The sequence below is a fragment of the Haloarcula regularis genome (assembly GCF_029338315.1).
Classification (GTDB): Archaea; Halobacteriota; Halobacteria; order Halobacteriales; family Haloarculaceae; genus Haloarcula; species Haloarcula regularis.
The window spans coordinates 3,120,793-3,141,426 of the sequence record NZ_CP119794.1 but is presented as its reverse complement, the minus strand read 5'-3'; the positions used below and the strand labels follow the sequence as shown (position 1 = coordinate 3,141,426).

General features: G+C 68.3%; 21 protein-coding genes and 5 pseudogenes. 14 read left to right on the top strand and 12 right to left on the bottom strand.

All coding sequences use genetic code 11. From position 1 onward, the window contains the following. Window positions 1-52: 52 nt before the first annotated feature. Window positions 53-1,072, bottom strand: a complete 1,020-nt coding sequence (locus P1N55_RS16935; protein WP_276276666.1) for a DUF7139 domain-containing protein — start codon at window positions 1,070-1,072, stop codon at window positions 53-55. A gap of 112 nt (window positions 1,073-1,184) precedes the next feature. Between P1N55_RS16935 and P1N55_RS16930 the strand changes: the two are divergent. Beyond that, window positions 1,185-1,471: pseudogene (locus tag P1N55_RS16930) on the top strand (DUF5789 family protein). A gap of 177 nt (window positions 1,472-1,648) precedes the next feature. On the opposite strand, the gene P1N55_RS16925 reads toward P1N55_RS16930, so the two are convergent. After that, window positions 1,649-1,822, bottom strand: coding sequence for a hypothetical protein (locus P1N55_RS16925; protein WP_276276665.1), 174 nt, complete (start codon window positions 1,820-1,822; stop codon window positions 1,649-1,651). 135 nt (window positions 1,823-1,957) lie between these two features. Between P1N55_RS16925 and P1N55_RS16920 the strand changes: the two genes are divergently transcribed. After that, window positions 1,958-3,370 carry an APC family permease gene (locus P1N55_RS16920; protein WP_276276664.1) on the top strand — a complete coding sequence of 471 codons (1,413 nt, stop codon included), beginning with the start codon at window positions 1,958-1,960 and terminating at the stop codon, window positions 3,368-3,370. Then, window positions 3,367-4,062: a universal stress protein gene (locus P1N55_RS16915; RefSeq protein WP_346430042.1), complete on the top strand. Its 696-nt coding sequence runs from the start codon at window positions 3,367-3,369 to the stop codon at window positions 4,060-4,062. The genes P1N55_RS16920 and P1N55_RS16915 overlap by 4 nt, the downstream gene beginning before the upstream one ends. Window positions 4,063-4,066: 4 nt before the next feature. Here P1N55_RS16915 and P1N55_RS16910 read toward each other — a convergent pair whose 3' ends face one another. Together P1N55_RS16910 and nreA are read right to left on the bottom strand one after the other, a co-directional pair. Continuing rightward, window positions 4,067-4,249, bottom strand: coding sequence for a hypothetical protein (locus tag P1N55_RS16910; protein ID WP_276276662.1), 183 nt, complete (start codon window positions 4,247-4,249; stop codon window positions 4,067-4,069). 46 nt (window positions 4,250-4,295) lie between these two features. Beyond that, a pseudogene (nreA, locus tag P1N55_RS16905) lies at window positions 4,296-5,584 on the bottom strand (DNA repair protein NreA). A gap of 105 nt (window positions 5,585-5,689) precedes the next feature. On the opposite strand from nreA, the gene P1N55_RS16900 reads away from it, so the two are divergent. From P1N55_RS16900 to P1N55_RS16890, 3 genes are all read left to right on the top strand, one after another. Next, window positions 5,690-6,085: a hypothetical protein gene (locus P1N55_RS16900; protein ID WP_276276661.1), complete on the top strand. Its 396-nt coding sequence runs from the start codon at window positions 5,690-5,692 to the stop codon at window positions 6,083-6,085. Between the two features lie 96 nt (window positions 6,086-6,181). Next, window positions 6,182-6,778: a ribonuclease HI gene (gene rnhA / locus P1N55_RS16895; RefSeq protein ID WP_276276660.1), complete on the top strand. Its 597-nt coding sequence runs from the start codon at window positions 6,182-6,184 to the stop codon at window positions 6,776-6,778. Further along, window positions 6,771-7,325, top strand: coding sequence for a DUF7108 family protein (locus P1N55_RS16890; RefSeq protein WP_276276659.1), 555 nt, complete (start codon window positions 6,771-6,773; stop codon window positions 7,323-7,325). The genes rnhA and P1N55_RS16890 overlap by 8 nt, the downstream gene beginning before the upstream one ends. 17 nt (window positions 7,326-7,342) lie before the next feature. Here the strand turns inward: P1N55_RS16890 and P1N55_RS16885 are convergent, their stop codons facing one another. Then, entirely contained in the window at window positions 7,343-7,702 is a 360-nt protein-coding gene (locus P1N55_RS16885; protein ID WP_276276658.1) for a PadR family transcriptional regulator, read from the bottom strand. Window positions 7,703-7,981: 279 nt separating this feature from the next. On the opposite strand from P1N55_RS16885, the gene P1N55_RS16880 reads away from it, so the two are divergent. From P1N55_RS16880 to P1N55_RS16870, 3 genes are all read left to right on the top strand, one after another. Continuing rightward, a complete protein-coding gene (locus P1N55_RS16880; RefSeq protein WP_276276657.1) occupies window positions 7,982-8,515 on the top strand; it encodes an inorganic diphosphatase in 534 nt (177 codons plus the stop codon). A 117-nt stretch (window positions 8,516-8,632) separates the two neighbouring features. After that, on the top strand, window positions 8,633-8,755 hold the full coding sequence (locus P1N55_RS16875) for a hypothetical protein (protein WP_276276656.1): 123 nt from the start codon (window positions 8,633-8,635) through the stop codon (window positions 8,753-8,755). Between the two features lie 81 nt (window positions 8,756-8,836). Beyond that, window positions 8,837-10,183 carry an alkaline phosphatase family protein gene (locus P1N55_RS16870; protein WP_276276655.1) on the top strand — a complete coding sequence of 449 codons (1,347 nt, stop codon included), beginning with the start codon at window positions 8,837-8,839 and terminating at the stop codon, window positions 10,181-10,183. Window positions 10,184-10,218: 35 nt separating this feature from the next. Here P1N55_RS16870 and P1N55_RS16865 read toward each other — a convergent pair whose 3' ends face one another. Both P1N55_RS16865 and P1N55_RS16860 read right to left on the bottom strand, forming a co-directional pair. Next, window positions 10,219-11,292 carry a tubulin/FtsZ family protein gene (locus tag P1N55_RS16865; RefSeq protein WP_276276654.1) on the bottom strand — a complete coding sequence of 358 codons (1,074 nt, stop codon included), beginning with the start codon at window positions 11,290-11,292 and terminating at the stop codon, window positions 10,219-10,221. A 74-nt stretch (window positions 11,293-11,366) separates the two neighbouring features. Beyond that, window positions 11,367-11,641: pseudogene (locus P1N55_RS16860) on the bottom strand (MarR family transcriptional regulator). A 132-nt stretch (window positions 11,642-11,773) separates the two neighbouring features. Between P1N55_RS16860 and P1N55_RS16855 the strand changes: the two are divergent. Beyond that, window positions 11,774-12,304, top strand: a complete 531-nt coding sequence (locus P1N55_RS16855) for an SRPBCC family protein (protein WP_276276653.1) — start codon at window positions 11,774-11,776, stop codon at window positions 12,302-12,304. A 1-nt stretch (window position 12,305) separates the two neighbouring features. Here P1N55_RS16855 and P1N55_RS16850 read toward each other — a convergent pair. Next, a pseudogene (locus tag P1N55_RS16850) lies at window positions 12,306-12,993 on the bottom strand (halocyanin domain-containing protein). 148 nt (window positions 12,994-13,141) lie between these two features. On the opposite strand from P1N55_RS16850, the pseudogene P1N55_RS16845 reads away from it, so the two are divergent. Together P1N55_RS16845 and P1N55_RS16840 are read left to right on the top strand one after the other, a co-directional pair. Then, a pseudogene (locus P1N55_RS16845) lies at window positions 13,142-13,932 on the top strand (aldo/keto reductase). Window positions 13,933-14,050: 118 nt separating this feature from the next. Next, window positions 14,051-14,791: a hypothetical protein gene (locus P1N55_RS16840; protein ID WP_276276652.1), complete on the top strand. Its 741-nt coding sequence runs from the start codon at window positions 14,051-14,053 to the stop codon at window positions 14,789-14,791. Window positions 14,792-14,855: 64 nt separating this feature from the next. Here the strand turns inward: P1N55_RS16840 and P1N55_RS16835 are convergent, their stop codons facing one another. The 3 genes from P1N55_RS16835 to dnaJ all read right to left on the bottom strand — a co-directional run bounded on the left by P1N55_RS16835 (window position 14,856) and on the right by dnaJ (window position 17,399). Continuing rightward, window positions 14,856-15,041 (bottom strand): DUF7333 family protein, encoded by a 186-nt coding sequence (locus P1N55_RS16835; protein WP_276276651.1) that lies wholly within the window; start codon window positions 15,039-15,041, stop codon window positions 14,856-14,858. Window positions 15,042-15,203: 162 nt separating this feature from the next. Continuing rightward, window positions 15,204-15,953, bottom strand: coding sequence for a hypothetical protein (locus P1N55_RS16830; RefSeq protein WP_276276650.1), 750 nt, complete (start codon window positions 15,951-15,953; stop codon window positions 15,204-15,206). 291 nt (window positions 15,954-16,244) lie between these two features. After that, entirely contained in the window at window positions 16,245-17,399 is a 1,155-nt protein-coding gene (dnaJ, locus tag P1N55_RS16825; RefSeq protein ID WP_276276649.1) for a molecular chaperone DnaJ, read from the bottom strand. Between the two features lie 153 nt (window positions 17,400-17,552). On the opposite strand from dnaJ, the gene P1N55_RS16820 reads away from it, so the two are divergent. Together P1N55_RS16820 and P1N55_RS16815 are read left to right on the top strand one after the other, a co-directional pair. Continuing rightward, window positions 17,553-18,071 (top strand): hypothetical protein, encoded by a 519-nt coding sequence (locus P1N55_RS16820; protein ID WP_276276648.1) that lies wholly within the window; start codon window positions 17,553-17,555, stop codon window positions 18,069-18,071. 42 nt (window positions 18,072-18,113) lie between these two features. Further along, the gene (locus P1N55_RS16815) at window positions 18,114-19,856 is read left to right on the top strand and encodes a Rieske (2Fe-2S) protein (RefSeq protein ID WP_276276647.1); all 1,743 of its coding nucleotides are present in this window, start codon (window positions 18,114-18,116) and stop codon (window positions 19,854-19,856) included. Window positions 19,857-20,029: 173 nt separating this feature from the next. On the opposite strand, the gene P1N55_RS16810 is transcribed toward P1N55_RS16815, so the two are convergent. Further along, on the bottom strand, window positions 20,030-20,470 hold the full coding sequence (locus P1N55_RS16810; protein ID WP_276276646.1) for a hypothetical protein: 441 nt from the start codon (window positions 20,468-20,470) through the stop codon (window positions 20,030-20,032). Between the last annotated feature and the right edge of the window lie 164 nt (window positions 20,471-20,634).

Genomic DNA, 20,634 nt, shown 5'->3' with positions numbered 1-20,634 from the left:
CTGTATGCTCGGCGGGCGTGTTAAACGCCCGGGTTCGGAGTCGGGGGTGGTCTCAGTCGTTTCGAACCCACGCCGAACAGGGGTCCATGTCGTCCATGACCTCCTCGTGGTAGGTGCAGTAGGGCTGGATGTCGTCGCCCTCCATCACGTACTGGAAGTGCCGGCAGTTGCCACAGTACGTGTCCGGTTCGCCCCGGTGGACGGCGGTCTCGGTGATGGGGTCGTGGCCCGTCTCGGTCGTCGTCCCGCCGTCGGTGGAGGGAGAGGCCTCGGGGCCGGCGTTGGCGATGCGAGGGTCCAGCGAGTGTTCGGAGGGACCCATCGTCGACACGCCGCCGTCGGACGGGGACGACGTGTCGGTGGTCGACTGAGGGGACCGGCCGGCGTTGTGCGGTCGCTCGGGAGACTGGGACGACGACTGCTGTGCCGCCGGGTCGGACTGGGACCCGCCGTCGCGGACCGCGCCCGAGTCGACTCCAGGCCGGTTGGTCTGGGTCTCGACGGTGCCGTCGGGGTCCTGGCCGAAGAAGCCGATGCCGCCCAGGCCGGGAATCGAGCGTGCCTCCTCGACCAGTCTGATGGTCCCCGCCTCGGTGACCTCCATGTGTGCGGTGCCGCCGGGGTCGTTGCGCGTCTTGAACGTCGCGAGGGCGACGAACAGACACCAGAACGTCGTCACGACGCCGGCGAAGTAGACGAAGCCGGCGAGCGAGGCCAGCAGCGGCGCGCCCTCGAGCCAGCTGTACGGGTAGAGGTGCTGGAACAGGGCGACGCCGAAGACGGCCACGCCCAGGCCGAGGCCGGCCGTCGCCCGGGTCTGTCGCCCCGCAGGCAGGACGACGAACACGCCCAGGACCACCGCCGGGAGCCCCAGCCCAGCGACGATACCGGCGATTTCGCGCGCGGCGTACCCGTCCAGTCCCAGTGCCGACCCCAGCCCCGTCGTGGCGAGAGCGATGGCCCCGACGAGGCCGGCCGCCCCCGCGACGAACAGGGCCGTCCCGGCGACCTGGCGCCGGCGCGACGCGATGCGTCCGACGTCCCCCTCGTAGACGTCTGTCAAACTGGTCATGGCGAGCTGTACCACAGCCACCGACAAAACTACCCGTCAGACAGACGCAAGACGGGCGTACGGCCGGCACGTTTCCGAAAGCACTAATCGGGCCCGCGGGTACAGTCGGGGTATGAGCGACGACGAGAGCGAGGAAGAGGAGGCGCCGGCGGTCGAACTCGGCGAGGGGCCCGACGTCGAGGGCGCGCCGCTCGCGCGCGTCTCGGCGCGACTCACCTGGGGCATCGAACACAGCACTATCGTCGAGCGCGAGGGCGAGACGACCATCCGGACGCCCGACGGCCCCGGGAACTGGCCGACGTCCTCGAGGACGTCGACGTCCCGTACTTCGCGGACCGCAACGAGTTCGAGAACGCAGTTCGGGACGTCATCGGCACCGGGCCGGTCCCGACCGAGTGAAACGGTCCCCTGGGGCGGTCCCCTCCGTCGACGCACGTAGCCGAGCCACGGCACGACACTGATTGTGAGCGGGCCGAAGGGCCGACGACGCGTGACACGGCCGGTCGAGTCGGTGTCAGGAGAGGAAGGGTGCCGGGAGCGAACTCCCGGTGACCGCTCACTGGGAGGCGACGGCGCTCACCGCATGTTCTCGAGCGCACAGACCGTATCGGAGATCAGCCACTCGGTCTCGGGGTCGTCGCCCTCGATGCTCAGGGCACAGAAGTCGTCGCGGCCGTCGTCGACGGAGATGCGGAACGCGCGGCTGGAGAGTGGTTCGGCGGGTCCGGGCCCACGCCTGTCGGAGGTCATACGTTCCCCTCACGGATTGGCACCGATAAACGAGTCGATTCGGCCCCGGACGGGCACGAGACCTGCTAACACGGCCGTCTCGAGCCCCGGTAATCGACGGACAACTATACGTTCGAGCCCCGTCCAGGCTCGTGTATGGCCACCGAGGAGGCCGGACAGAACATCCGCGGCGAGACCCCCGACGTGGAACCGACCGTCGAGACGGACGAGGCGACCATCACCGACGACGCCGAGCTCGAGCGGACCATCGGGCTCACCGGCGGTCTCGCCATCGGCATCGGGACGATGATCGGGGCGGGAATCTTCGTCTTCCCGGGCCTCGCGGCCGGGGCGGCCGGACCAGCCGCCGCCGGGTCGTTCGCCATCGGCGGCGTCGTCGCGCTCCTGGTCGCGCTCCCGGCCGCAGAGCTGGCGACGGCGATGCCAAAGAGCGGCGGCGGGTACTACTTCATCTCCCGCGGCCTGGGGACGCTCCCCGGCACCGTCGTCGGCCTCTCGCTGTGGTTCGGCCTCGTCTTCGCGACGGCGTTTTACCTCGTCGGCTTCGGCTTCTACGCCGTCGACGCGCTCTCGCTCGCGGGCGTCCCCGTCGGCCGGGGCCTGGTCATCCCTCTGGCCCTCCTCCTCGGCGCCGGGTTCACGGCCCTCAACGTCACCGGCACCGAGAACGCGGCGAAGCTCCAGAACGGCGTGGTGGCGCTCTTGCTCTCCATCCTCGTGGTCTTCCTCGGCTTCGGCGTGCTCGACGCGCTGGGCATTGTGGGCGAGCCCACGGCACCGACGGCGCTTGCCCCGCGGGGGTACTTCCCGATACTGACGACGGCCGCGCTCGTGTTCACGTCGTACCTCGGGTTCGCCCAGGTGGCGACGGTGGCCGGGGAGATGAAACGGCCCGCACGCACCCTCCCGCTGGCGATGATCGGGTCGGTGCTCGTCGTGACCGTGCTCTACGTCGCGACCATCTTCGTCGCGACGAGTGCGTTCGGGTGGGAGCGTCTCGCCAGGGAGGGCGAGACGGCGATGGTCGCCGTCGGCCGCGACCTGCTGGGCCAGGCCGGCGCACTGGCGATTCTCGTCGGCGGCTTGCTTGCGACGATGTCGAGCGCCAACGCCTCCATCCTGAGCACCTCGCGGTCGATATACGCCGTCTCGAAGGACGCCATCCTCCCGGCCTGGGCGAGTCGCATCAACCTCCAGTACGGGACGCCACACGTCGCGCTGGGGCTGGCCGGCGGGCCGATTCTCCTCCTGACCGCGACGGGACGCGTACAGGTGCTGGCCGAGGTCGCCTCCTTCCTCCATCTGGTGATGTACGGGCTCCTGTGCGTGGCGCTGCTCGCACTGCGCCGCGACGAACCCGAGTGGTACGACCCGGATTTCCGGACGCCCGGCTACCCGGCCGTGCCGATCCTGGGAGCCCTGGCGAGTTTCGCGCTCATCGGGTTCATGGCGCGCCTCTCGAAGGTCGTCGGCCTCGCGATCATGCTCGCGACCGCGGGGTGGTACTACTATTACGCTCGCGACGTGAGGTTACGGGGGGTCCTCTGATGCGCGTCCTCGTTCCACTGGCGATACTCGAGGGCGAGTCCGTCTCGCCCGGCCTGATCGACCTGCTGGGCACGATGGACGTCACCGTGCTCGGCTACCAGCGCCTGCCAGAACAGACCCCGCCCGACCAGGCCCGCGCCCAGTTCGAGGAGCGCGCGACCAGCGCGCTCGAGGACGTCGCCGAGGAGTTCCGTGCGGCCGGCGGCGCCGCGGACCACCGCCTGGTGTTCACGCCGGACCGCCGCCAGTCGATCGAGCGGGTCGGGGCCGACGTCGGCGCGACGGCGTACGCCGTCAACGGCGCGACGGGGACCGTCGAGCGCCTGCTCGTCCCGCTGTCGGGTGACGTGGCAGTCGATCGAATCCTCGAGTTCGTCGCGGCACTGGTCGGCGACCGCGACATCGGCGTCACGCTGCTGGTCGTCGGTGACGACACGGCGACCTCGGAACGACTCGAGGACGCGGCCGCCCAGCTCGAGGCCGCGGGCGTCGACGTGGCCACCGAGCGCGGGACGGGCAATCCCTTCGACGCGCTGGTCGAGAGCGTCCCGGGCCACGACGCTATCGTCATGGGTCAGCGCGCCCCGTCGCTCGCCTCGCTCGTCTGGGGCGAGGAGGCCGATCGGGTGGCAGCGGCCTCTGTCGGGCCGGTGCTCGTCGTTCGTCGGGACGACGAGGCAGACACCGGATGACCGACTAGCGGTCCGTCGCCTCCGCGTCGCCGTCTCGCGTCGCTTCCTCGCGCCCGCGGCGCTTGCCGACGACGTACGCACCGGCGGCGAGCAAGAGCGGGAGCGGGATCAGGAACAGCCCGAGAATCAGGACGACAATGAGGAGTTCGGGGCCGCCAGGCAGTCCGGGGAACAGGAGGGCGAGCATACCCAACCTCTATCGCAACAGTGTAAAATTTTTGTCCCGTCTCGTCTCAGAAGTCCGACAGTGTCGACTGGAGGCCCGCGACGAGGTTGGACTTGCGGCGCAGCGCTCCCATCGGCACCGGCAACTGGTCGGCGACGGCCGAGACCGTCTCCGCGAACGTCTGGCCGACCCCCGGTTCGCCCTCGAACGCGTTGCGGACGCCCTCGCGGACCTGCCAGACGCCGACGGGCGCCCAGTAGTCGTCGGTCACCTCCCGCAGGACGAGACACTTCGCCTGGCGGCCCCGCTCCTGGAGGTGTTCGAGCACGCCCAGTCGGGCGGCGTAGTAGGCCCCCGCAGTCTCCTCGACGTACCCGGTACGGCCCTCGTACCCCTCGTGAGCGCTGGCCAGATAGTAGTCCGCGCCCGAGTTCGGGTTCCAGACGCTCTCGGGGCCTTCATCTCGACGAGCTCGAACTCCCAGCGCCCCGGCGAGAGCAGCACCCAGTAGCGGTTGCCCATGTACTCGTTGTACCACACCTCGGGCTTGTCGATGGTGTCGCTGTTGTGGACGGTCCCCCGCAGGTACTGGCCGACGGTGTCGTCGACGGCCGTGATTGACCACCGGGTCGGCACGAGCGATCGTTCGTGGGCCTGGCCCAGCGCGCCCGCCGAGAGGATGGTGTTGATGTCGTAGACGTCGAAGCCCCGCCGGTAGAGGTACGTCATCGCGCCCTCGGCCCGCCAGTCGTCGTCCGAGAGCGTCTTCTCCACCGGACGGGGAACGTGGGGGTTCTCGGTGAGGTCGGCGCGCTTCGCGCGGGCACGCGGCCCCGTCGGCGTCGAGACGTCGTCGAAGGCCACGTCGAGGTCCGGTTTCCCGTCGAGACCCACCTCGACACCGACGGCGTGGTCGGCGATGGCCACCTCGCGCTGGACGCCGACGAAGCCCGTCCAGACGTCGTGGACGCCCGACTGCCCGCGACCGCCGCCCGTGCGCACCGCGTCGACGGACGTGGGCTTCGCCGAGTTGACCATCCCGGTGCGGCGCTGGAGGACGTCCTCGATGCCCAGCCCCTGCTGGTACCACTCGCCGCTGGTCGCGAAGTCGTCGGCGGCGGCCCCGGTGTCCACGGGCGAGAGCAGTCCCGTCGAGACGTTCGGGTAGCCCGACCGGCCGACGAATATCTCGGGGGCCGTCGAGCCCACGAGCGTGTCGCCCTGGAGGGCCTGCTCGAACTGGCGCTCGACGTCCTCGAGGTGGTCCGTGATGGCGTAGGACTTCTCGGCGGCGAGGCGCCGCCGCTCGGCGGCCTCGTCGCGTTCGAACCCCTCGATGAACTCGTCGAGTTGCATCTACTTCCAGTTGCCCCCAGTCGGGCATCAATGTGTCCCCCAGCGACCGAAAGAGTATGAACAACTATTAGGCGGGCGCCGGAAGTAACGGGTAGTGAGACTGACATGGTAGACGCACTCAAGTGGCTCGGACTCGCGGGAACGATACTCAGCGCCGTCATCATCGTCCTCTCGGGCGTGTTCTCGATACCGTACACCCAGGCGCTCATCAACCTGCTCGTGGGGGAGTTCGTGGTCATCGCGGTGGCACACTCCACGTACCGCATCTCGTCGGGCAAGCAGGCGAGTTCGATGGCGGCGGGGCTGGCGATCGGCGGCGGCATCGTGCTGGCAGCGACGCCGTACCTGTTCGCGCGCTTCGACCCGTACCTGACCATCCAGCTGGTCTGTAGCCTGGTCGTCGTCGCGACGGGCGTCGGCGTCTTCGCCGACCGCGTCCTCGGCGGGGAGGAGGGGCGCCAGACCGGTGCCCAGCGCATCGCGGGCCGCTCGAGCAGCTGAGCGCGACGGGTCCTTTTTTTACTCATCGCGCCGTCAGCGCCTGCCGTCCCCGGCGGACCACAACGGCTTTGCCCGCCCGTCGGCCACCCTCGGACGATGCCGGTCATCGAGTGCGACCCGACTGCCGCCCGAGAGCGTCTGGAAGCCGACGGCGTCCCCGTCGAGTCGGGGAACACGCCCCACGAACGCTGGCGCGCCACGCACGCGGGCGCCACCGCCGTCGCCTACGACGGGAAGGTCGTCGTCCAGGGTGGCGACACCGCGCGCCTCGAAGCACTGTTGCGCGACGACGGCGGCGGCCGCGTCCACGTCTACTTCGACGGTGCCTCTCGCGGGAACCCCGGTCCGGCCGCCGTCGGCTACGTCCTCGTCGACGACAGCGGCATCGTCGCGGAGGGCGGCGAGACCATCGGCCGGGCGACCAACAACCAGGCCGAGTACGCCGCGCTCGTGCGGGCGCTGGAGGTCGCCACCGAGTACGGGTTCGACGAGGTCCGCGTCCGGGGCGACTCGGAGCTCATCGTCAAACAGGTCCGGGGCGAGTGGAACACGAACGACCCGGACCTGCGCGAACAGCGGGTCCGCGTCCGGGAGCTCCTGCTGGACTTCGACGACTGGCACATCGAGCACGTTCCGCGAGAGATAAACGACCGCGCGGACCAACTAGCCAACGACGCACTCGACGATGACTGACCTGCCACCAGAGGTACTGGAGGAAGCGGAACGGCTCACCCGACTCGCGCGCGAGGCCGTCGACGACGCGGCGGCGACGGCGTACGTCGACGAGCGGGACGCCCTGCTGGACAGCTACGGCTTCGCCGCGCGCGTCAGAGACGACGACACCGGCGACGTGCTGGTCTGTCACCCACAGGAGTGGGTGGACGACGGCGTCATCCGTCCCGAGCGAGTCGATGACGTCGACCGCGGCGTCGAGGTCCAGCTCAGCGGGCCCGGTGACCCGGAGGAGTGGGACGCCGTCGAGGAGCGCAACCGCGCGGTGGCCGCGGCCGTCGAGAAGGACCACGGCCCGGTCCACGGGGCCACCGCGTCGGCGCTGGCGGACTTCATGGGCAACCACTACGCCAAGCCTATCGCCGAGGCCACGCCCGACGAACTGGCGGAGTTCAAGACGGAGTACTTCCCGCGCAACGCCTGGCCGAGCGACGAGCAGCGGGCGCTGCTGGAGGAGTCTGTTCGGTTGACCGTCGAAAAATCTGGGAATCGAGTACTCGAGTCGTAACGCCGAGTAAACGGCGATTACTTCTGGCTCTCGACCAGGTTCTCGAGCATACCGGCGCGGTCGCCGTCCGTGACGAACTTCGAGAACTCCCAGCCAAGCTGGTCGAGGACCGCTTCCTTGCCGTCCTCCGTCAGTGCGTACTGGTTCGTGCGCTTGTCGAGTTCGCTCTTTTCGACCAGTCCCATCTCGACTAAGTCGTCGAGGTTCGGGTACAGGCGACCGTGGTTGACCTCGTCGTCGTAATACGACTCGAGCTCGCGTTTGATAGCGAGGCCGTACCGTGGCTCTTCGGCCAGGATGATGAGGATGTTCTGCTGGAAGGCCGTGAGGTCCTTCGCGATGCCGGGGCTTGTGTCGAGTGATTGTGCCTCTGACATAGTTAGTACGATGTCACCACAGTACTTAACACTTGTTAACTTCAGCCTAAGAGACAGGACAAATCAGGGGACTGCGGTCCTGTAACGGGGTATCGGCCGGTGTCTGAAGGGTCTCAATTACCACCGACCCATCCGGCGTCGATGCCGGTGTGTGTCGGGCCGTAGCCGCTGACTACTCCGTGCGTGAATATCTCGATAGCACCTAGAAATACCTTCCGGTCGTCCAGACCGAGAGACATTACGAAAGGACTTTTTGACGCCCCGGTCCACTCCGAGACGATGACGAACCTCTGGGAAGACCTGGAAACCGGACCGAACCCGCCCGAAGAGATCTACGCCGTCGTGGAGTGTCTCAAGGGCGAGCGCAACAAGTACGAGTACGAGAAGGACATCCCCGGCGTCGTCCTGGACCGGGTGCTCCACTCGAACGTCCACTACCCCTCGGACTACGGGTTCATCCCGCAGTCGTACTACGACGACGAGGACCCCTTCGACGTGCTGGTCCTCGTCGAGGATCAGACGTTCCCCGGCTGTGTCATCGAGGCCCGCCCGGTCGCCCTGATGAAGATGGATGACGACGGCGAGCAGGACGACAAGGTCATCGCCGTCCCGACCGAGGACCCGCGATACGACCACGTCGAGGACCTCGAGGACATCCCACAGCAGACGCTCGACGAGATAGACGAGTTCTTCTCGACCTACAAGAACCTAGAGGAGGGCAAGGAAGTCGAGACGCTGGGCTGGGAGGACAAGCAGGCCGCGATGGACGCCATCGAACACGCCCAGGACCTCTACGACGAGCACTTCAACTGAGCCGGCGGTTCGGTCGGCCTTCTCGACGGTATATCCGTGGGTAATGACGGCAGGAGTTGCCGATGCGTTATGAGCATGGGTAATTATTTGACCGTTCGACCGGTACGTTCTGACACGATGGCGACCCACCAGACCGACCCGACGCTCGAACACCAGCCGGGCGTGAAGGACCGCGAGGAGCCTCAGATCCCCGGAATCGCACACCTGACCGTCGTCCCGGCGAACGCCGAGGACGCCTGAGCGACGCCGGCGTCGATTGCCGTCAGGTTGGACCCGGTTGCGAAAAGAAGTTTCTTGTCCCTGACCGCTATACCGGGTCACATGGGACTATTCGACCGATTGAAAGGAGACAGCGGCCCCCGCGTGGCCTTCTTCGGTATCGACGGCGTGCCGTACAGCCTCATCGACGAACACCCGGACGTGTTCCCGAACCTCGCCGAGCTCGCCGCCGACGGGAGCGCCGGCCCCATCGACAGCATCGTCCCCCCGGAGTCCAGCGCCTGCTGGCCGGCGCTGACGACCGGCGTCAACCCCGGTGAAACGGGCGTCTACGGCTTCCAGGATCGTGAGGTCGGCTCCTACGACACCTACGTCCCGATGGGGCGTGACGTCCAGGCGACCCGGCTCTGGGACCGCGTCGCCGAGGACGGCCGCGACGCCACCGTGATGAACGTCCCCGTCACCTTCCCGCCCCAGCGCAACGTCCAGCGGATGGTCTCCGGGTTCCTCTCGCCGGGCGTCGACAAGGCCGCCTACCCCGACGATCTCCGCGAGACCCTCGAGTCGAACGGCTACCGCATCGACGTCAACGCCAAACTGGGCCACAGCGACGACAAGAGCGAGTTCGTCGAGGACGCCCACGAGACCCTGGACAAGCGCTTCGAGACGTTCAAGCAGTACGTCGAGGCCGACGACTGGGACCTCTTTTTCGGCGTCTTCATGACCACCGACCGGGTCAACCACTTCCTGTTCAAGGACTACGAGCGCGACGGCGAGAACCAGGAAGCGTTCTTCGAGTTCTACCGCACAGTCGACGACTACCTCGGTCGCCTGCGCGACCTGCTGCCCGACGACGTGACCATGGTGGTCGCCTCCGACCACGGGTTCACGTCGCTCGACTACGAGGTTCACTTCAACGAGTGGCTCGAACAGGAGGGCTGGCTCGAGTACGCGGACGACGAGCACAGCGAACTCGGCGACATCGCCGACGACACGAAGGCCTACTCGCTCATCCCCGGCCGCTTCTACATCAACCTCGAGGGGCGCGAACCCCGCGGGAGCGTCCCCGAGTCCGAGTACGAGTCCGTTCGGTCGGACTTGAAAGAGCAACTCGAGGCCCTCGAGGGCCCGGACGGCAAGAAGGTGGCCGACCGCGTCGTCACCCGCGAGCAGGCGTTCCGCGGCGACCACGACGACATCGCGCCGGACCTCGTGGTCATCCCGAACCACGGCTTCGACCTGAAGGCCGGCTTCAAGGGCTCCGAGGACGTCTTCGGCGTCGGCCCCCGCAACGGGATGCACAGCTTCGACAACGCGTCGCTGCTGGTTGACGACCCCGAGGTCCGCATCGAGGACGCCGACCTCTTCGACATCGCCCCGACCATCCTCGACCTGCTCGACCACGACTACGACCGGACGTCGTTCGACGGCAGCAGCCTGGTCCAGTAAGGTCGCCACGCGCGGTTTTCAGACGCGCCCGCGTCTCACAGCAGGTTGTCCAGGTCCTCGTTGTCGAACTCCGCCGGGTCGACTTGCTTGCCCTGGGACGTCGCGGCCTCCCGCGCACGGTCCAGGAACTCGTCGATACGGGGCGATCGCTCGACGCCCGAGAGCACCACGAGTGCCGCGATCTTCGAGGAGGCCAGCGGGAAGTCCCCGCCGCGGACCTCCATGCTCCCCGTCTCGTCTTCGACCCAGCGCCGGGCCCGCTCGACCCCCTTCCGCGAGAGGCGCTCGGGGTCGCCGGCGACGACCAGCAGCGCCTTCTCGGCCTCGACGGCGTTTGGCAGACTCATGCTCGAGAGCAGCGCCTTCCGGGTGACGCTCGTGATGACGTTGACGTTCTCCGCGGGGTCCTCGCTTGCCGTCGCGCTGGCGTAGCCCAGCGAGGCGATGCCGCCCCCGCGGAGCGTGTTGATGATCTCCGAGGAGTCGACGACGCTCTCGCCGACCCCCTCGACGGCCTCGCCGCTCGCGAGCAGGAGGCCGACCCGCTGGGAGATCGCGTCGTTGATGCGCTCGTAGCCCGCCGCGACGCTGTCGCCGCTGCCGCGCCAGGCGTCGTTGTCCACGAGGAGGAGGGAGTCGGCCTCGCGGACGCTGGTCTTCAGCGACCGGCCGGCGTTGGCCTGGTAGATGCCGCCCTCGTCCCGGCCGGGGAGGACGCCGAGGACGTAGACGGGGATATCGTAGATGCGTTTGAGCTCGCGCGTGAGCATCGGCGCGCCGCCGGATCCGGTGCCGCCACCGAGGCCGGCGACGACCACGACGGCCTCGGCTTCGGAGGTAAGCCGACCGTCCAGGTCGTCGAGCACCTCGGCGGCGTTCTCTTGCATCACCTGTGCGCCCAGTTCGTTGTCGCCGCCGACCCCGTGGCCCTTGACCCGGTCCTGGCCGATGAGGGTCGTGTCGATGTCGAGATTCTGGAGGTCCGCGCGGGCGGTGTTGACCGCCAGCGCTCCCCGTACTGCCTCGAATCCCATCTCGTAGTCGAACTCAGCGATCGACTGGGTTATCTTGCCCCCAGCCTGGCCGACACCAATCAGGACGACTTTCATATCAAACGTCTTGGCAGGCCGACTAATCAACGTTACCCAACGCGAAGATCAACGAGTGGCCCGGGCCCGTGAACTCACTCGATGCGCAGCGAGTAGATGCGCTTGCGCGCGTCGGCGAAGGAAAGCGGGAGTCGACGACGTCGGCGTCTTCGAGTCGGTTCAGTGCGTAGCGGACCGTCCGCGGCGGCAGCAGCGTCTCGTCTGCGAGCTGGCTCTGGGTCAGCGTGTCGTTGTACTCCAGCACCTTGGCGACGAGCTTCGCACTCGGCGGGAGGTCCCTGACCGCGTCCCACCCCGTGGGCTCGGTGTCTCCGTCTGCCTCGGCGTGCTGGATGTCGGAAGCACTCATGCTACTATCCCGTATCGGATACAGCATAATAATATTGTCTGTTCCAGATTATGCATAGAGTGAATCTTCCGGCAATTACCGCGCCGCCGGGTCGCCCGAAAGTTTACGACGCGAACCCACCGCCTAGGGGACGTGGACGAGATCGAGGTCAGTACCGTGGTGCACGTCCCCCCGGAGCGACTGTACGAGTTCCTCCTCGACTTCCCGGGCTATGCCCGTTACTCTGAGTACATCGACCAGGTGCGACAGGACGGCGACGGCGCGCCGGGGACCCGCTACGACCTCGTGTTCTCGTGGTGGAAACTCACCTACACCGCCCGGTCCGAGGTGACGGCGGTCGACCCGCCACACAGCATCGACTGGAAACTCGTCAAGGACATCGACGCCGAGGGTCACTGGATAGTCGACCCGGCCCCGGAGGAAGCACCCGCAGACGCCGACGCGGCCTCGCGCGTCGTGCTCCGCATCGCGTTCGACCCCGACTCGGCCTCGAAAGACGCCGTCGACCTGCCACGACTGGTCTCGCTGGATTGGGTCATCCGGAAGGTGGTCCCGCTGATTCGACGCGAGGCAGAGCACATCGTCGAACGCGTCGTCGCGGACCTCGAGGGCGAACGCCGGGCGGTCGATCTCGAGATACGGAGCGGCGGCGAGGCGGTCTGACCTACTCCTCGCCGGGTGTCTCGTAGTCGCCGCCGTAGCGGATGAAGAAGTAGGCGAGCCCCAGCGTCGCCACCATCACGAACGACGTCGCGACGCCGAGGGTCTTCGCGCTGCTTGGCACCTGCGGGGACCCGCCGCCACCGCCGCCGCCACCGCCACCGTCGCTGCTCTGGGTCGGGTAGTCCGTCCCGACGACGATGGCGGCTTTCATCCCCAGTCCCTCGTGGGGGACACAAACGTAGGGGTAGATGCCGTCCTCCTCGAAGGTGTACTCGTAGTTGACGCCGGCGTTCGAGACGGGGTCGCCGGAGTCGAGCGGGCCCTCGCCGTCCGAGACGACGTTGTGGCCGCCGCCCTCGCCGGTCCACTCGAACAGGACCGTCGCGCCGTTGTCGACGTGTACCGCGGGCGGGTCGAAGGCGAACGCGCCGCCGTTGCCCTGCGCACCGACCGAGACGGTCACCTCGCTTTGACCGGTGGCGTCGACGGTCGTGCCGTCGAAGTTGCCTACCTGGTCGAGGAAGCCGCTGTAGTCCGGCGGACCGCTGCTCCCCCCCGCCACCGCCACCGTCACCGTCGGTCCCGTTTTCCTGTGCCGCCGCCGTTCCTGTCGCGGCCGAGGCAGCCGTGGCCCCCGCGGCCGTCCGCAGGAAGGCCCGACGAGATACGTCCACACTACCGTCTGTCATACCCGACCGTTGTGGGGGCCGGGTTCTCAATATGTCGGTTTCCACCGGCGGGGTGACCGCCGGTCCACAACCCATTTCCGGGGGACGCTCCTGGCATCTCGGGATGACACCTGCAGCCAATCCCGACGACGTCCCCCGGGCCGACGGCATGCCGATGCTCGGCCTCGGAACCTGGCAGAACGACGATCACGACCAGTGCGCCGAGAGCGTCCGGACCGCGCTCGAGCGCGGCTACCGGCACGTAGATACCGCACAGGCCTACGGGAACGAGGCCGCCGTCGGCGAGGGCCTCGCAGCGGCCGACGTCGACCGCGAAGACGTCTTCCTCGCGACGAAGGTCTGGAACTCGAACCTCGCCCACGACGACGTGCTCGAGTCGACCGAGGCGAGCCTCTCGAAGCTCGGCGTCGACGCCGTGGACCTGCTGTACGTCCACTGGCCCGCGGGCGCGTACGACCCCGAAGGGACGCTCTCGGCCTTCGACGAGTGTACGAACAGGGCAAGATCCGCAACGTCGGCGTCTCGAACTTCGAGCCCCACCACGTCGAGACGGCAGTAGAGACGCTCGAGGCCCCGCTCTTTGCCAACCAGGTCGAGATGCATCCCTTCCTGCAGCAAGCGGAGCTGCGCGACCACGCCAGCGAACACGACTACGAACTGGTCGCCTACTCGCCGCTCGCACGCGGTGGCGTGTTCGACGACGACGTCCTCTCGGCCATCGCCGACGACCACGGCGTCAGCGAAGCGCAGGTCAGCCTCGCCTGGCTGCGCGAGTCTGGCGTCACCGCCATCCCGAAGGCGACCGGCGAGGCCCACATCCGCGACAACCTGGCGAGTCTGGACCTCGAACTCTCCGACGACGAGGTGGCACGCATCGACGCCATCGAGCACACGGAGCGCCGCGTCGATCCCGGTTTCGGTCCCGACAGCTGGGCCTGACTCGTGGCAGACACAGCGTCGGCCGCCCGGTAGCGTCTGCCGCCCGTCAGATTGTTTCGCCGCGTGCGGCCCGTACCGAGCCTCAAACTTTTAAACGGGGTAGGTCGAACCCTGGAGTATGTCTACCGGGAACCAGGGGATCGTCGGCGCGATGCGCTTCGACCTCCGTCGGTTACACGAGACGTGGATGGAACTGATCTATCCACGGCAGCGCGGCGCACGGGATACGGTCCTGGGAACGTGGACGCCCGACAGCCAGGTCGGGATGCTCCTCTACCAGGCCTGGGCCGCGCTGGGGATGCCCGTCATCGCGATCATCTACCCCCTGGTCCTGTTTGGGACCATCGTCCGCTTCCAGACGCGGCGCATCGGCAGCACGGCGACGCGACTGGGCCTCGTCGGCGTCGTGGTGCTCTCGCTGCTCGTCTGGGGTGGGCTGGCCGCGCTGGCCCGGTTCGAACTGGACCTCATCGCCGGCGGATTCACCGCCATCGCCATCGCCGGCGGCGTCGCGACGCTCTCGGCCGCGCTGGCCGTCGGCTTCCGGAGCATCGGCGGCCGCGGGACGACGGTACTGCTGGCCTTCCCGCTGGCGATGACAGCCATCTTCCTGCCGCCGGTGGTCGCGGCGCTGTTCTCGAAAGCCGTCGCTCAGGTCGTCCTGCCCGGGAGTGACGCGCTGGCACGCTACATCCTCTTCGACCTGCTTGACTCGAACCGCATCGCCCAGTTCTTCGTCCGGAACTTCGAGCGCGAGGGGGCCGCCTACGTCCTGATGTGGCTCGGCTTCTCGTTCCCGGTCGGCTGGCTGCTGGGTCTGCTGGTGACGCTCGCCAACGTCGTCCGCCCGACCGAGTGACGGCAGCGCCGCTCGGCCGTTTTGAGACGTTGACGAAGCGACTCCCGGCGACCGACCCGGGCCGCTACGGACTGGCGCGGAACTCGCCGTGTTTCATCCCGAAGAAGAACGCGACGACCGAGAAGACGATCATCGAGGGGAGGACCATCATGAACACCGTCGAGGGGGTCATCATGGCTGTGAGCGCGACCGTCGCGACGGCCACGATCACGACGAGGGGCACCACCGAGCGCGTGAAGTCGTACTCCATACCCGGTGTTGCGACCGAACGGACAAAACCGTTAAGAAACCGGACCGGCCGGGGAGCCAACCGACGAGCGGCGGCGCGGAACCGGGGTGACGAGTGCCACACCGAACTGGCGCCTCCGGCCCCCTCTCCCGACGCACATCCGTCAGTGCCCCGTGTCGCGTCTCACACCGAGACGTCGGCCGGCCGGACCACCGTCGGCTCGGGCACGTCGTCGTCCGGCGCGACCGCGAGGTCCGCGGGCCCGTCGCCGCCGAGCAGCACCGTCGCCCCCTCGTGCATCGGCGCGAGCAGGCCGGCGACCAGCCCCCCGGCCGTCGTGACCGGCGCGCGCAGCGCCACCGTCGTCTCGCCGTCGATTCCGTGGTCGGCGACGATACGTTCGGCCGCCGTCAGCAGGTCGCCGTGGGTGTAGGTCCGGTCGCCCGCCAGCGCGTCGTCGTCGGGTCCCACCTCGCCCGGCGGCTGGAGCGGGTTCTCGCTCCAGAGTTCCCGCTCGAACTGCGCGACCGTCGGATCGTCGCTGGGCCCGCCGTAGGCCAGCGCCTTCGTTCCCGGCGCCAGTTCGTACCGGTCGAGCCAGTTCGCCGGCGCGACCAGCGCCTTCGTATCGACGGCCCCGGGCGGGTCCATATCCACCACCGCACCGTCCAGCGTCGCGGCGAGAAAGGCCAGCAGCGCGTCGGGACTGTCGCGGAGATAGCCCGGCTCGTCCGTGTCGGTCGGGTTCTTCGGCCCGGCGACGACGGCCACCCGCATCCCGTGGCGAACCCCGTAGTGCCGCAGGAGATTGCCCGCCTTCCAGACGTTCGTACAGAAGTCCCGGTAGCTGAACGGCGTCGAGCGCTCCGGCGCGGTAAAGAGGACGCCCTCGCGCTCGCGGCCCGCGGCGACGAGGTCCTGCAACGTGTGCATAGGTGAAGGTTGAGACGGGGCCGTCAAAAGCGCGACGAGTGGCTAGGAAACTGTTCAAACGATACTGCAGGTGTGAACAACCAGAAAGCCCCCGACCGCTCGCGGCCGCCGAGCGACATATTCTCGCTCGCTGCGCTCACTCGAATAGGGGTCGCTCAGGCGACCATGTGAACGCGAGCGGTCGGCCCCTTTCAGTCCCGCCCGTCGGCTGATGATCAACCGATTACGGGTCGGGGCTTTCTGGTCCACAAAACCACACACAGAAGCCGCGTCGACGGCTTCGATCCGAGCTTACAGGGAGTTCTTGAGCTTCTCGAAGAAGCCCTCCTCGACGTCGACCTCCTCGCCGCCGGCCTCGGCGAACTTCTCGAGAGCCTCCTTCTGCTCTTTGTTCAGGTCATCGGGCGTGACGACCTGGACCTGGACGTAGAGGTCGCCGTTGCCGCGGCGACGGAGGCGTGGCATCCCCTTGCCCTGGAGGCGGAACACCTCCCCGCTCTGGGTGCCGCTGGGGACGTCGACCTCAACCTCGCCGTCGATGGTCGGGACGGTGATGGTGTCGCCGAAGACCGCCTGCGGGAACGAGATGGCGTGCTGGTGGGACAGGTCGTCGCCGTCGCGCTCGAAGTCCGGGTGGTCGCGGACGGTCACCTCGATGAGCAGGTCACCGTTGGGGCCGCCGCGTTCGCCGGGCGCGCCCTCGCGCTCCATCCGGAGGGTCTGCCCGTCGTCGATGCCGGCCGGAATCTCGACCTCCAGCGTGGCCTCGTTCCGGACGATGCCGTCGCCGCCACAGGTCCCACAGGCCTCCTCGTAGAGTTCGCCCTCGCCCTCGCAACGCCGGCAGGTCGCAGTCTGCTGGACCCGGCCCATCGGCGTCTGCTGGACGCGGGTGGTCTGGCCCTGCCCGTTACACTCCGGACAGGTCTGTGAGTCGGTCCCCGGTGGGTGGCCGGCGCCGTCACACTCCCCGCAGGTCTCGGGTCGGGTGACCGTGAGCTGCTTGCTCGCGCCGTGGTAGGCCTCTTCGAGGTCGATCTCCATGCGGGTCTGGAGGTCCTGGCCCTGGCGGGGTCGATTGCCACCGCGGCCACGGCCGCCCCCGCCGCCGAAGAACTGGTCGAAGATGTCCTGCATGTCGAAGCCGCCGGCCCCGCCGAAGGGGTCGCCGCCCATGCCACCGGCGCCCGCGCCGCCGCCACCGACGCCGCCGCGTTTCTGGGCCTGCTCGAAGCGCTCGTGGCCCACCTGGTCGTACATCTGGCGCTTCTCCTCGTCGGTGAGGACCTCTTTGGCCTTCTTGGCCTTCTTGAACTTCTCCTCGGCGTTCGGGTCGTCGCTGACGTCCGGGTGGAACTCCCGGGCTTTCTCCCGGTAGGCCTCCTTGATCTCGTCTTCGGAGGCGTCGCGGGAGACACCCAGTATCTCGTAGAAGTCCTGGCTCATTCGTTGTGGGCAGATACCGTATTGAGATACTTGAATAGAACGGCTCTCGGCCGAGAAGCAGGTGCCGGCCCGCGACGGCGGTGCCGTCCCTCGAATGGAGCCGGCGGACGCAGGGCGGGGGACTTATCTGCGCCCCGACAGACAGTCCGCCTAATGAGTCCGGCGGGACCGATCGACGCGCGCGCGGCGCTGACGCTCGAGCGACTGGCAGTCTGGGGGCTGGCGGTGCTCGCGCTGGTCGCCCTGGCCGGCCTGGTCGTCGGCCCGGGGGCCGACCTGCGGACCGACGCACCCGACGTCGTCGAGGGCGAGTTCGACGCCCAGGCCGGAGCAGTCACGCTCACGCACGCCGGCGGCGACCGGCTCACCGGGACTGCGACGGACCGGATCGCGGTCGCCGTCACCGACACCGACCGGAACGCGACGACCACGGTAATCTGGGCGAACGAGTCGACCCTGCCGGTCGGGGAGGGCGCACAGTTCGTCGTCGACGACCCGCGCGTCGACAGCGACGGCGACGGCGACTTCCACGACGGCGATGCCACCGTCGGTTTCCACCTCGAGGCCGGCGACACCGTCGCCGTCGTCTGGACCGGGCGCCTGATCGGCGCCCCCGAGACGCGGACCGAAATGCTTGCGACGGTGACGCTCGTCACCGGCACGAGCGCGTGACCCCGGCGGAAAGTCCTTGTGAGTCCGTGACGAACCCCAGGCATGTCGACAGACCAACTGGTTCCCGTCACGGACCTCGCAACACTGGAGCGCGAGGGGCACGACGTCGCCGACGCCGGCGGCCACACCGTCGCCCTCTTTCACCACGAAGGGCAGGTGTACGCCGTCGACAACCGCTGTCCGCACATGGGCTTTCCCCTCGCGAAGGGCACCGTCGAGGACGGCCTGCTGACCTGCCACTGGCACCACGCGCGCTTCGAACTGGCCTGCGGGGACACGCTGGACCCGTGGGCCGACGACGTCCAGACGTTCCCCGTCGAGGTCCGCGACGGGACCGTCTACGTCGACCCCGACCCCGAGCCCGACGTCCCGCCGGAGACCCACTGGCGCAACCGCCTCGTCGATTCGATGCAGGAGAACCTCGACCTCGTGGCCGCGAAAGCAGTCATCAACCTGGATGCCCTGGGCGAGGGCTTTTCGACGCCGGTCGAGAAGGCCGTCGAGTTCGGCACGACCTACCGCGAGGCCGGCTGGTCCTCGGGCCTGACCATCCTCGGCGCGATGGCGAACCTCTACGACGACGTCGACCACGACGAGAAACTCCGGGCGATGTACGTCGGCGTCAGCGAGGTCGCGAGCGACTGTGCCGGGGAACCGCCGCGATTCCCGCAGTACGAGCTGGGCAACGCCGACCTCTCGAAGGCCCGCCTGAAGGCCTGGTTCCGCGACACCTGCGAGGTCCGGGACAGCGACGGCGCCGAGCGCTGCATCAGGACCGCCGCAGCCGTCCTCCCGCCCGAGGACCTCGTCGAGATACTGCTCGCCGCCGGGACGGACCACCTCTACATGGACACCAGCCATACCCTCGATTTCGTCAACAAGGCCGTCGAGACGCTGGACCACGTCGGCTGGGACCACGCGCCCGACGTCGCTGCGTCGCTGGTCGACGGGTTCACCGACGCCGTCCGCAGCGAGGAGCGCTCGCAGTGGCGCCAGCCGATCGACGTCGCGGCCCTGTGTTTCGAGGCCCAGGACGCGCTCCCGGACCTCGTGGCAGCCGGCGAGGGCAGGGAGTGGGACCGTCCCGAGGACTTCGTCGAGACGCTGCTGGCGGACGACCCCCACACCGTCGTCGACGCCCTGCGGGAGGCGATTCGGGAGGGGGCGACCGCCGAGGAGCTGTCGCGAGCCGTCGCGCTCGCGGCGACCCGCCGCGTCGCCCAGTTCGCCACCAGCAACGAGTTCTCCGACTGGAACACGGTCCACCATACGTTCTCGTATGCCAACGCCGCCCACGCGCTCGCGAGCCGGACCGACGCCCTCGAGGCCTACCGCCCCTGTTTCGACGGCGCGATGTCGGTGTACCTCGACCGCTTTCTCAACATGCCAGCCGCGCCAGTTCCCGACCCCGGCGACTCGGACCGCGACCCCGCGACCGTCCGCGAGGACCTGCTGAGGACGTTCGACGAGCAGGGCCGCGTGAACGAGGCCGGGCGACTGGTGGGCGAACACTTCGACGCGGACGGCGACGTGGCCGCCCTGAAGCGGACGCTCGGTGAGGGGTTACTGCGGGAGGACGCGGGCTTCCACACCCTCCAGAACGTCGAGGCGGCCTTCCGGCAGCACGACTATGCCGAGACCGACGCCGAGCGACGACTCCCGCTGATCGCGACGGCGCGCTACATGGCCGCGCACTTCCCGACGCGCCGCGAGCGAGAACAGACGTTCACCATCGCCCACCGGCTGTTCCGCGGCGAGCGGATTCACGGGGCGGAAGCGGCCTGAGGCCCAAAAGCGGGGCAATCGAACCCGAGAGATGAGTCCGCGCGGAGCAGGCTGTCCATCCGTCGGTCGAGACGGTACAGTATCGGTCGAGTGCGGCACAGCTCACGCCACCCCTCGACTGCGAACGGCGAAGTCGCGACCGAGGGCCGGCCGCGAGTACCGTGGTCCAGTTGCTACTCCTCTATCAGGATCATGATCCGCTCAGTGTCGATTTCGGCGATCAGGTTCGACCCCATCCGGACGTCGTAGGATTCGATATCGAAGGGCTGGCTGACCTCGGGTCCGCCGGTGACGCTGACGGTGAGTTCGTAGTCGCCGGTCTCGGCGATGCCCGTATCGAGTTCGGGTCGCTCGTCGGGGCCGACGGTACTAGTGGTCTCGAAGATTCGCGTCCCACCTCGCCGTACCGTCACAGCCACGTCGAGCGTCTCGTCGGTTCCGTTGCTGAGAACCACGGCGATGGGGTCGTCGGGGTCCGGCGTGACTTCTCCCGGCGTCTCGGTCAGTGGGTCGTCCGGTGTCGTCGGCGTGTCTGTCTCCGTCGGTTCGTCGGCCGGTGTTCGCGTTTCGGTCGATGTCTCGGTGGTTTCGTCGTCAGTCGCCGTCCCTGACACTTGGGGAGCTCCCGGTGCGGTACAGCCAGCGAGCGACGCGGCGGAGAGGGCGAGGGCGGATAGGACCTGGCGGCGGCGCATAACGGCGCTACCGGCGGCCCCAGTAAATGTCTTCTGTGGCGCACATACTGCCGGCTGTACGTTCGTACCAGTTCTCGGCACCG

Excerpts from the sequence above, each read along its gene's own strand:
- P1N55_RS16880 (WP_276276657.1), top strand. The coding sequence starts at position 7,982 with ATGACGAACCTCTGGGAAGACCTGGAAACCGGACCGAACCCGCCCGAA.
- P1N55_RS16920 (WP_276276664.1), top strand. The coding sequence starts at position 1,958 with ATGGCCACCGAGGAGGCCGGACAGAACATCCGCGGCGAGACCCCCGAC.
- P1N55_RS16835 (WP_276276651.1), bottom strand. The coding sequence starts at position 15,041 with ATGGAGTACGACTTCACGCGCTCGGTGGTGCCCCTCGTCGTGATCGTG.
- P1N55_RS16815 (WP_276276647.1), top strand. The coding sequence starts at position 18,114 with ATGTCGACAGACCAACTGGTTCCCGTCACGGACCTCGCAACACTGGAG.
- P1N55_RS16925 (WP_276276665.1), bottom strand. The coding sequence starts at position 1,822 with ATGACCTCCGACAGGCGTGGGCCCGGACCCGCCGAACCACTCTCCAGC.
- P1N55_RS16935 (WP_276276666.1), bottom strand. The coding sequence starts at position 1,072 with ATGACCAGTTTGACAGACGTCTACGAGGGGGACGTCGGACGCATCGCG.
- rnhA (WP_276276660.1), top strand. The coding sequence starts at position 6,182 with ATGCCGGTCATCGAGTGCGACCCGACTGCCGCCCGAGAGCGTCTGGAA.
- P1N55_RS16910 (WP_276276662.1), bottom strand. The coding sequence starts at position 4,249 with ATGCTCGCCCTCCTGTTCCCCGGACTGCCTGGCGGCCCCGAACTCCTC.
- P1N55_RS16830 (WP_276276650.1), bottom strand. The coding sequence starts at position 15,953 with ATGCACACGTTGCAGGACCTCGTCGCCGCGGGCCGCGAGCGCGAGGGC.
- P1N55_RS16890 (WP_276276659.1), top strand. The coding sequence starts at position 6,771 with ATGACTGACCTGCCACCAGAGGTACTGGAGGAAGCGGAACGGCTCACC.
- dnaJ (WP_276276649.1), bottom strand. The coding sequence starts at position 17,399 with ATGAGCCAGGACTTCTACGAGATACTGGGTGTCTCCCGCGACGCCTCC.
- P1N55_RS16865 (WP_276276654.1), bottom strand. The coding sequence starts at position 11,292 with ATGAAAGTCGTCCTGATTGGTGTCGGCCAGGCTGGGGGCAAGATAACC.
- P1N55_RS16820 (WP_276276648.1), top strand. The coding sequence starts at position 17,553 with ATGAGTCCGGCGGGACCGATCGACGCGCGCGCGGCGCTGACGCTCGAG.
- P1N55_RS16900 (WP_276276661.1), top strand. The coding sequence starts at position 5,690 with ATGGTAGACGCACTCAAGTGGCTCGGACTCGCGGGAACGATACTCAGC.
- P1N55_RS16875 (WP_276276656.1), top strand. The coding sequence starts at position 8,633 with ATGGCGACCCACCAGACCGACCCGACGCTCGAACACCAGCCGGGCGTG.
- P1N55_RS16840 (WP_276276652.1), top strand. The coding sequence starts at position 14,051 with ATGTCTACCGGGAACCAGGGGATCGTCGGCGCGATGCGCTTCGACCTC.
- P1N55_RS16885 (WP_276276658.1), bottom strand. The coding sequence starts at position 7,702 with ATGTCAGAGGCACAATCACTCGACACAAGCCCCGGCATCGCGAAGGAC.
- P1N55_RS16870 (WP_276276655.1), top strand. The coding sequence starts at position 8,837 with ATGGGACTATTCGACCGATTGAAAGGAGACAGCGGCCCCCGCGTGGCC.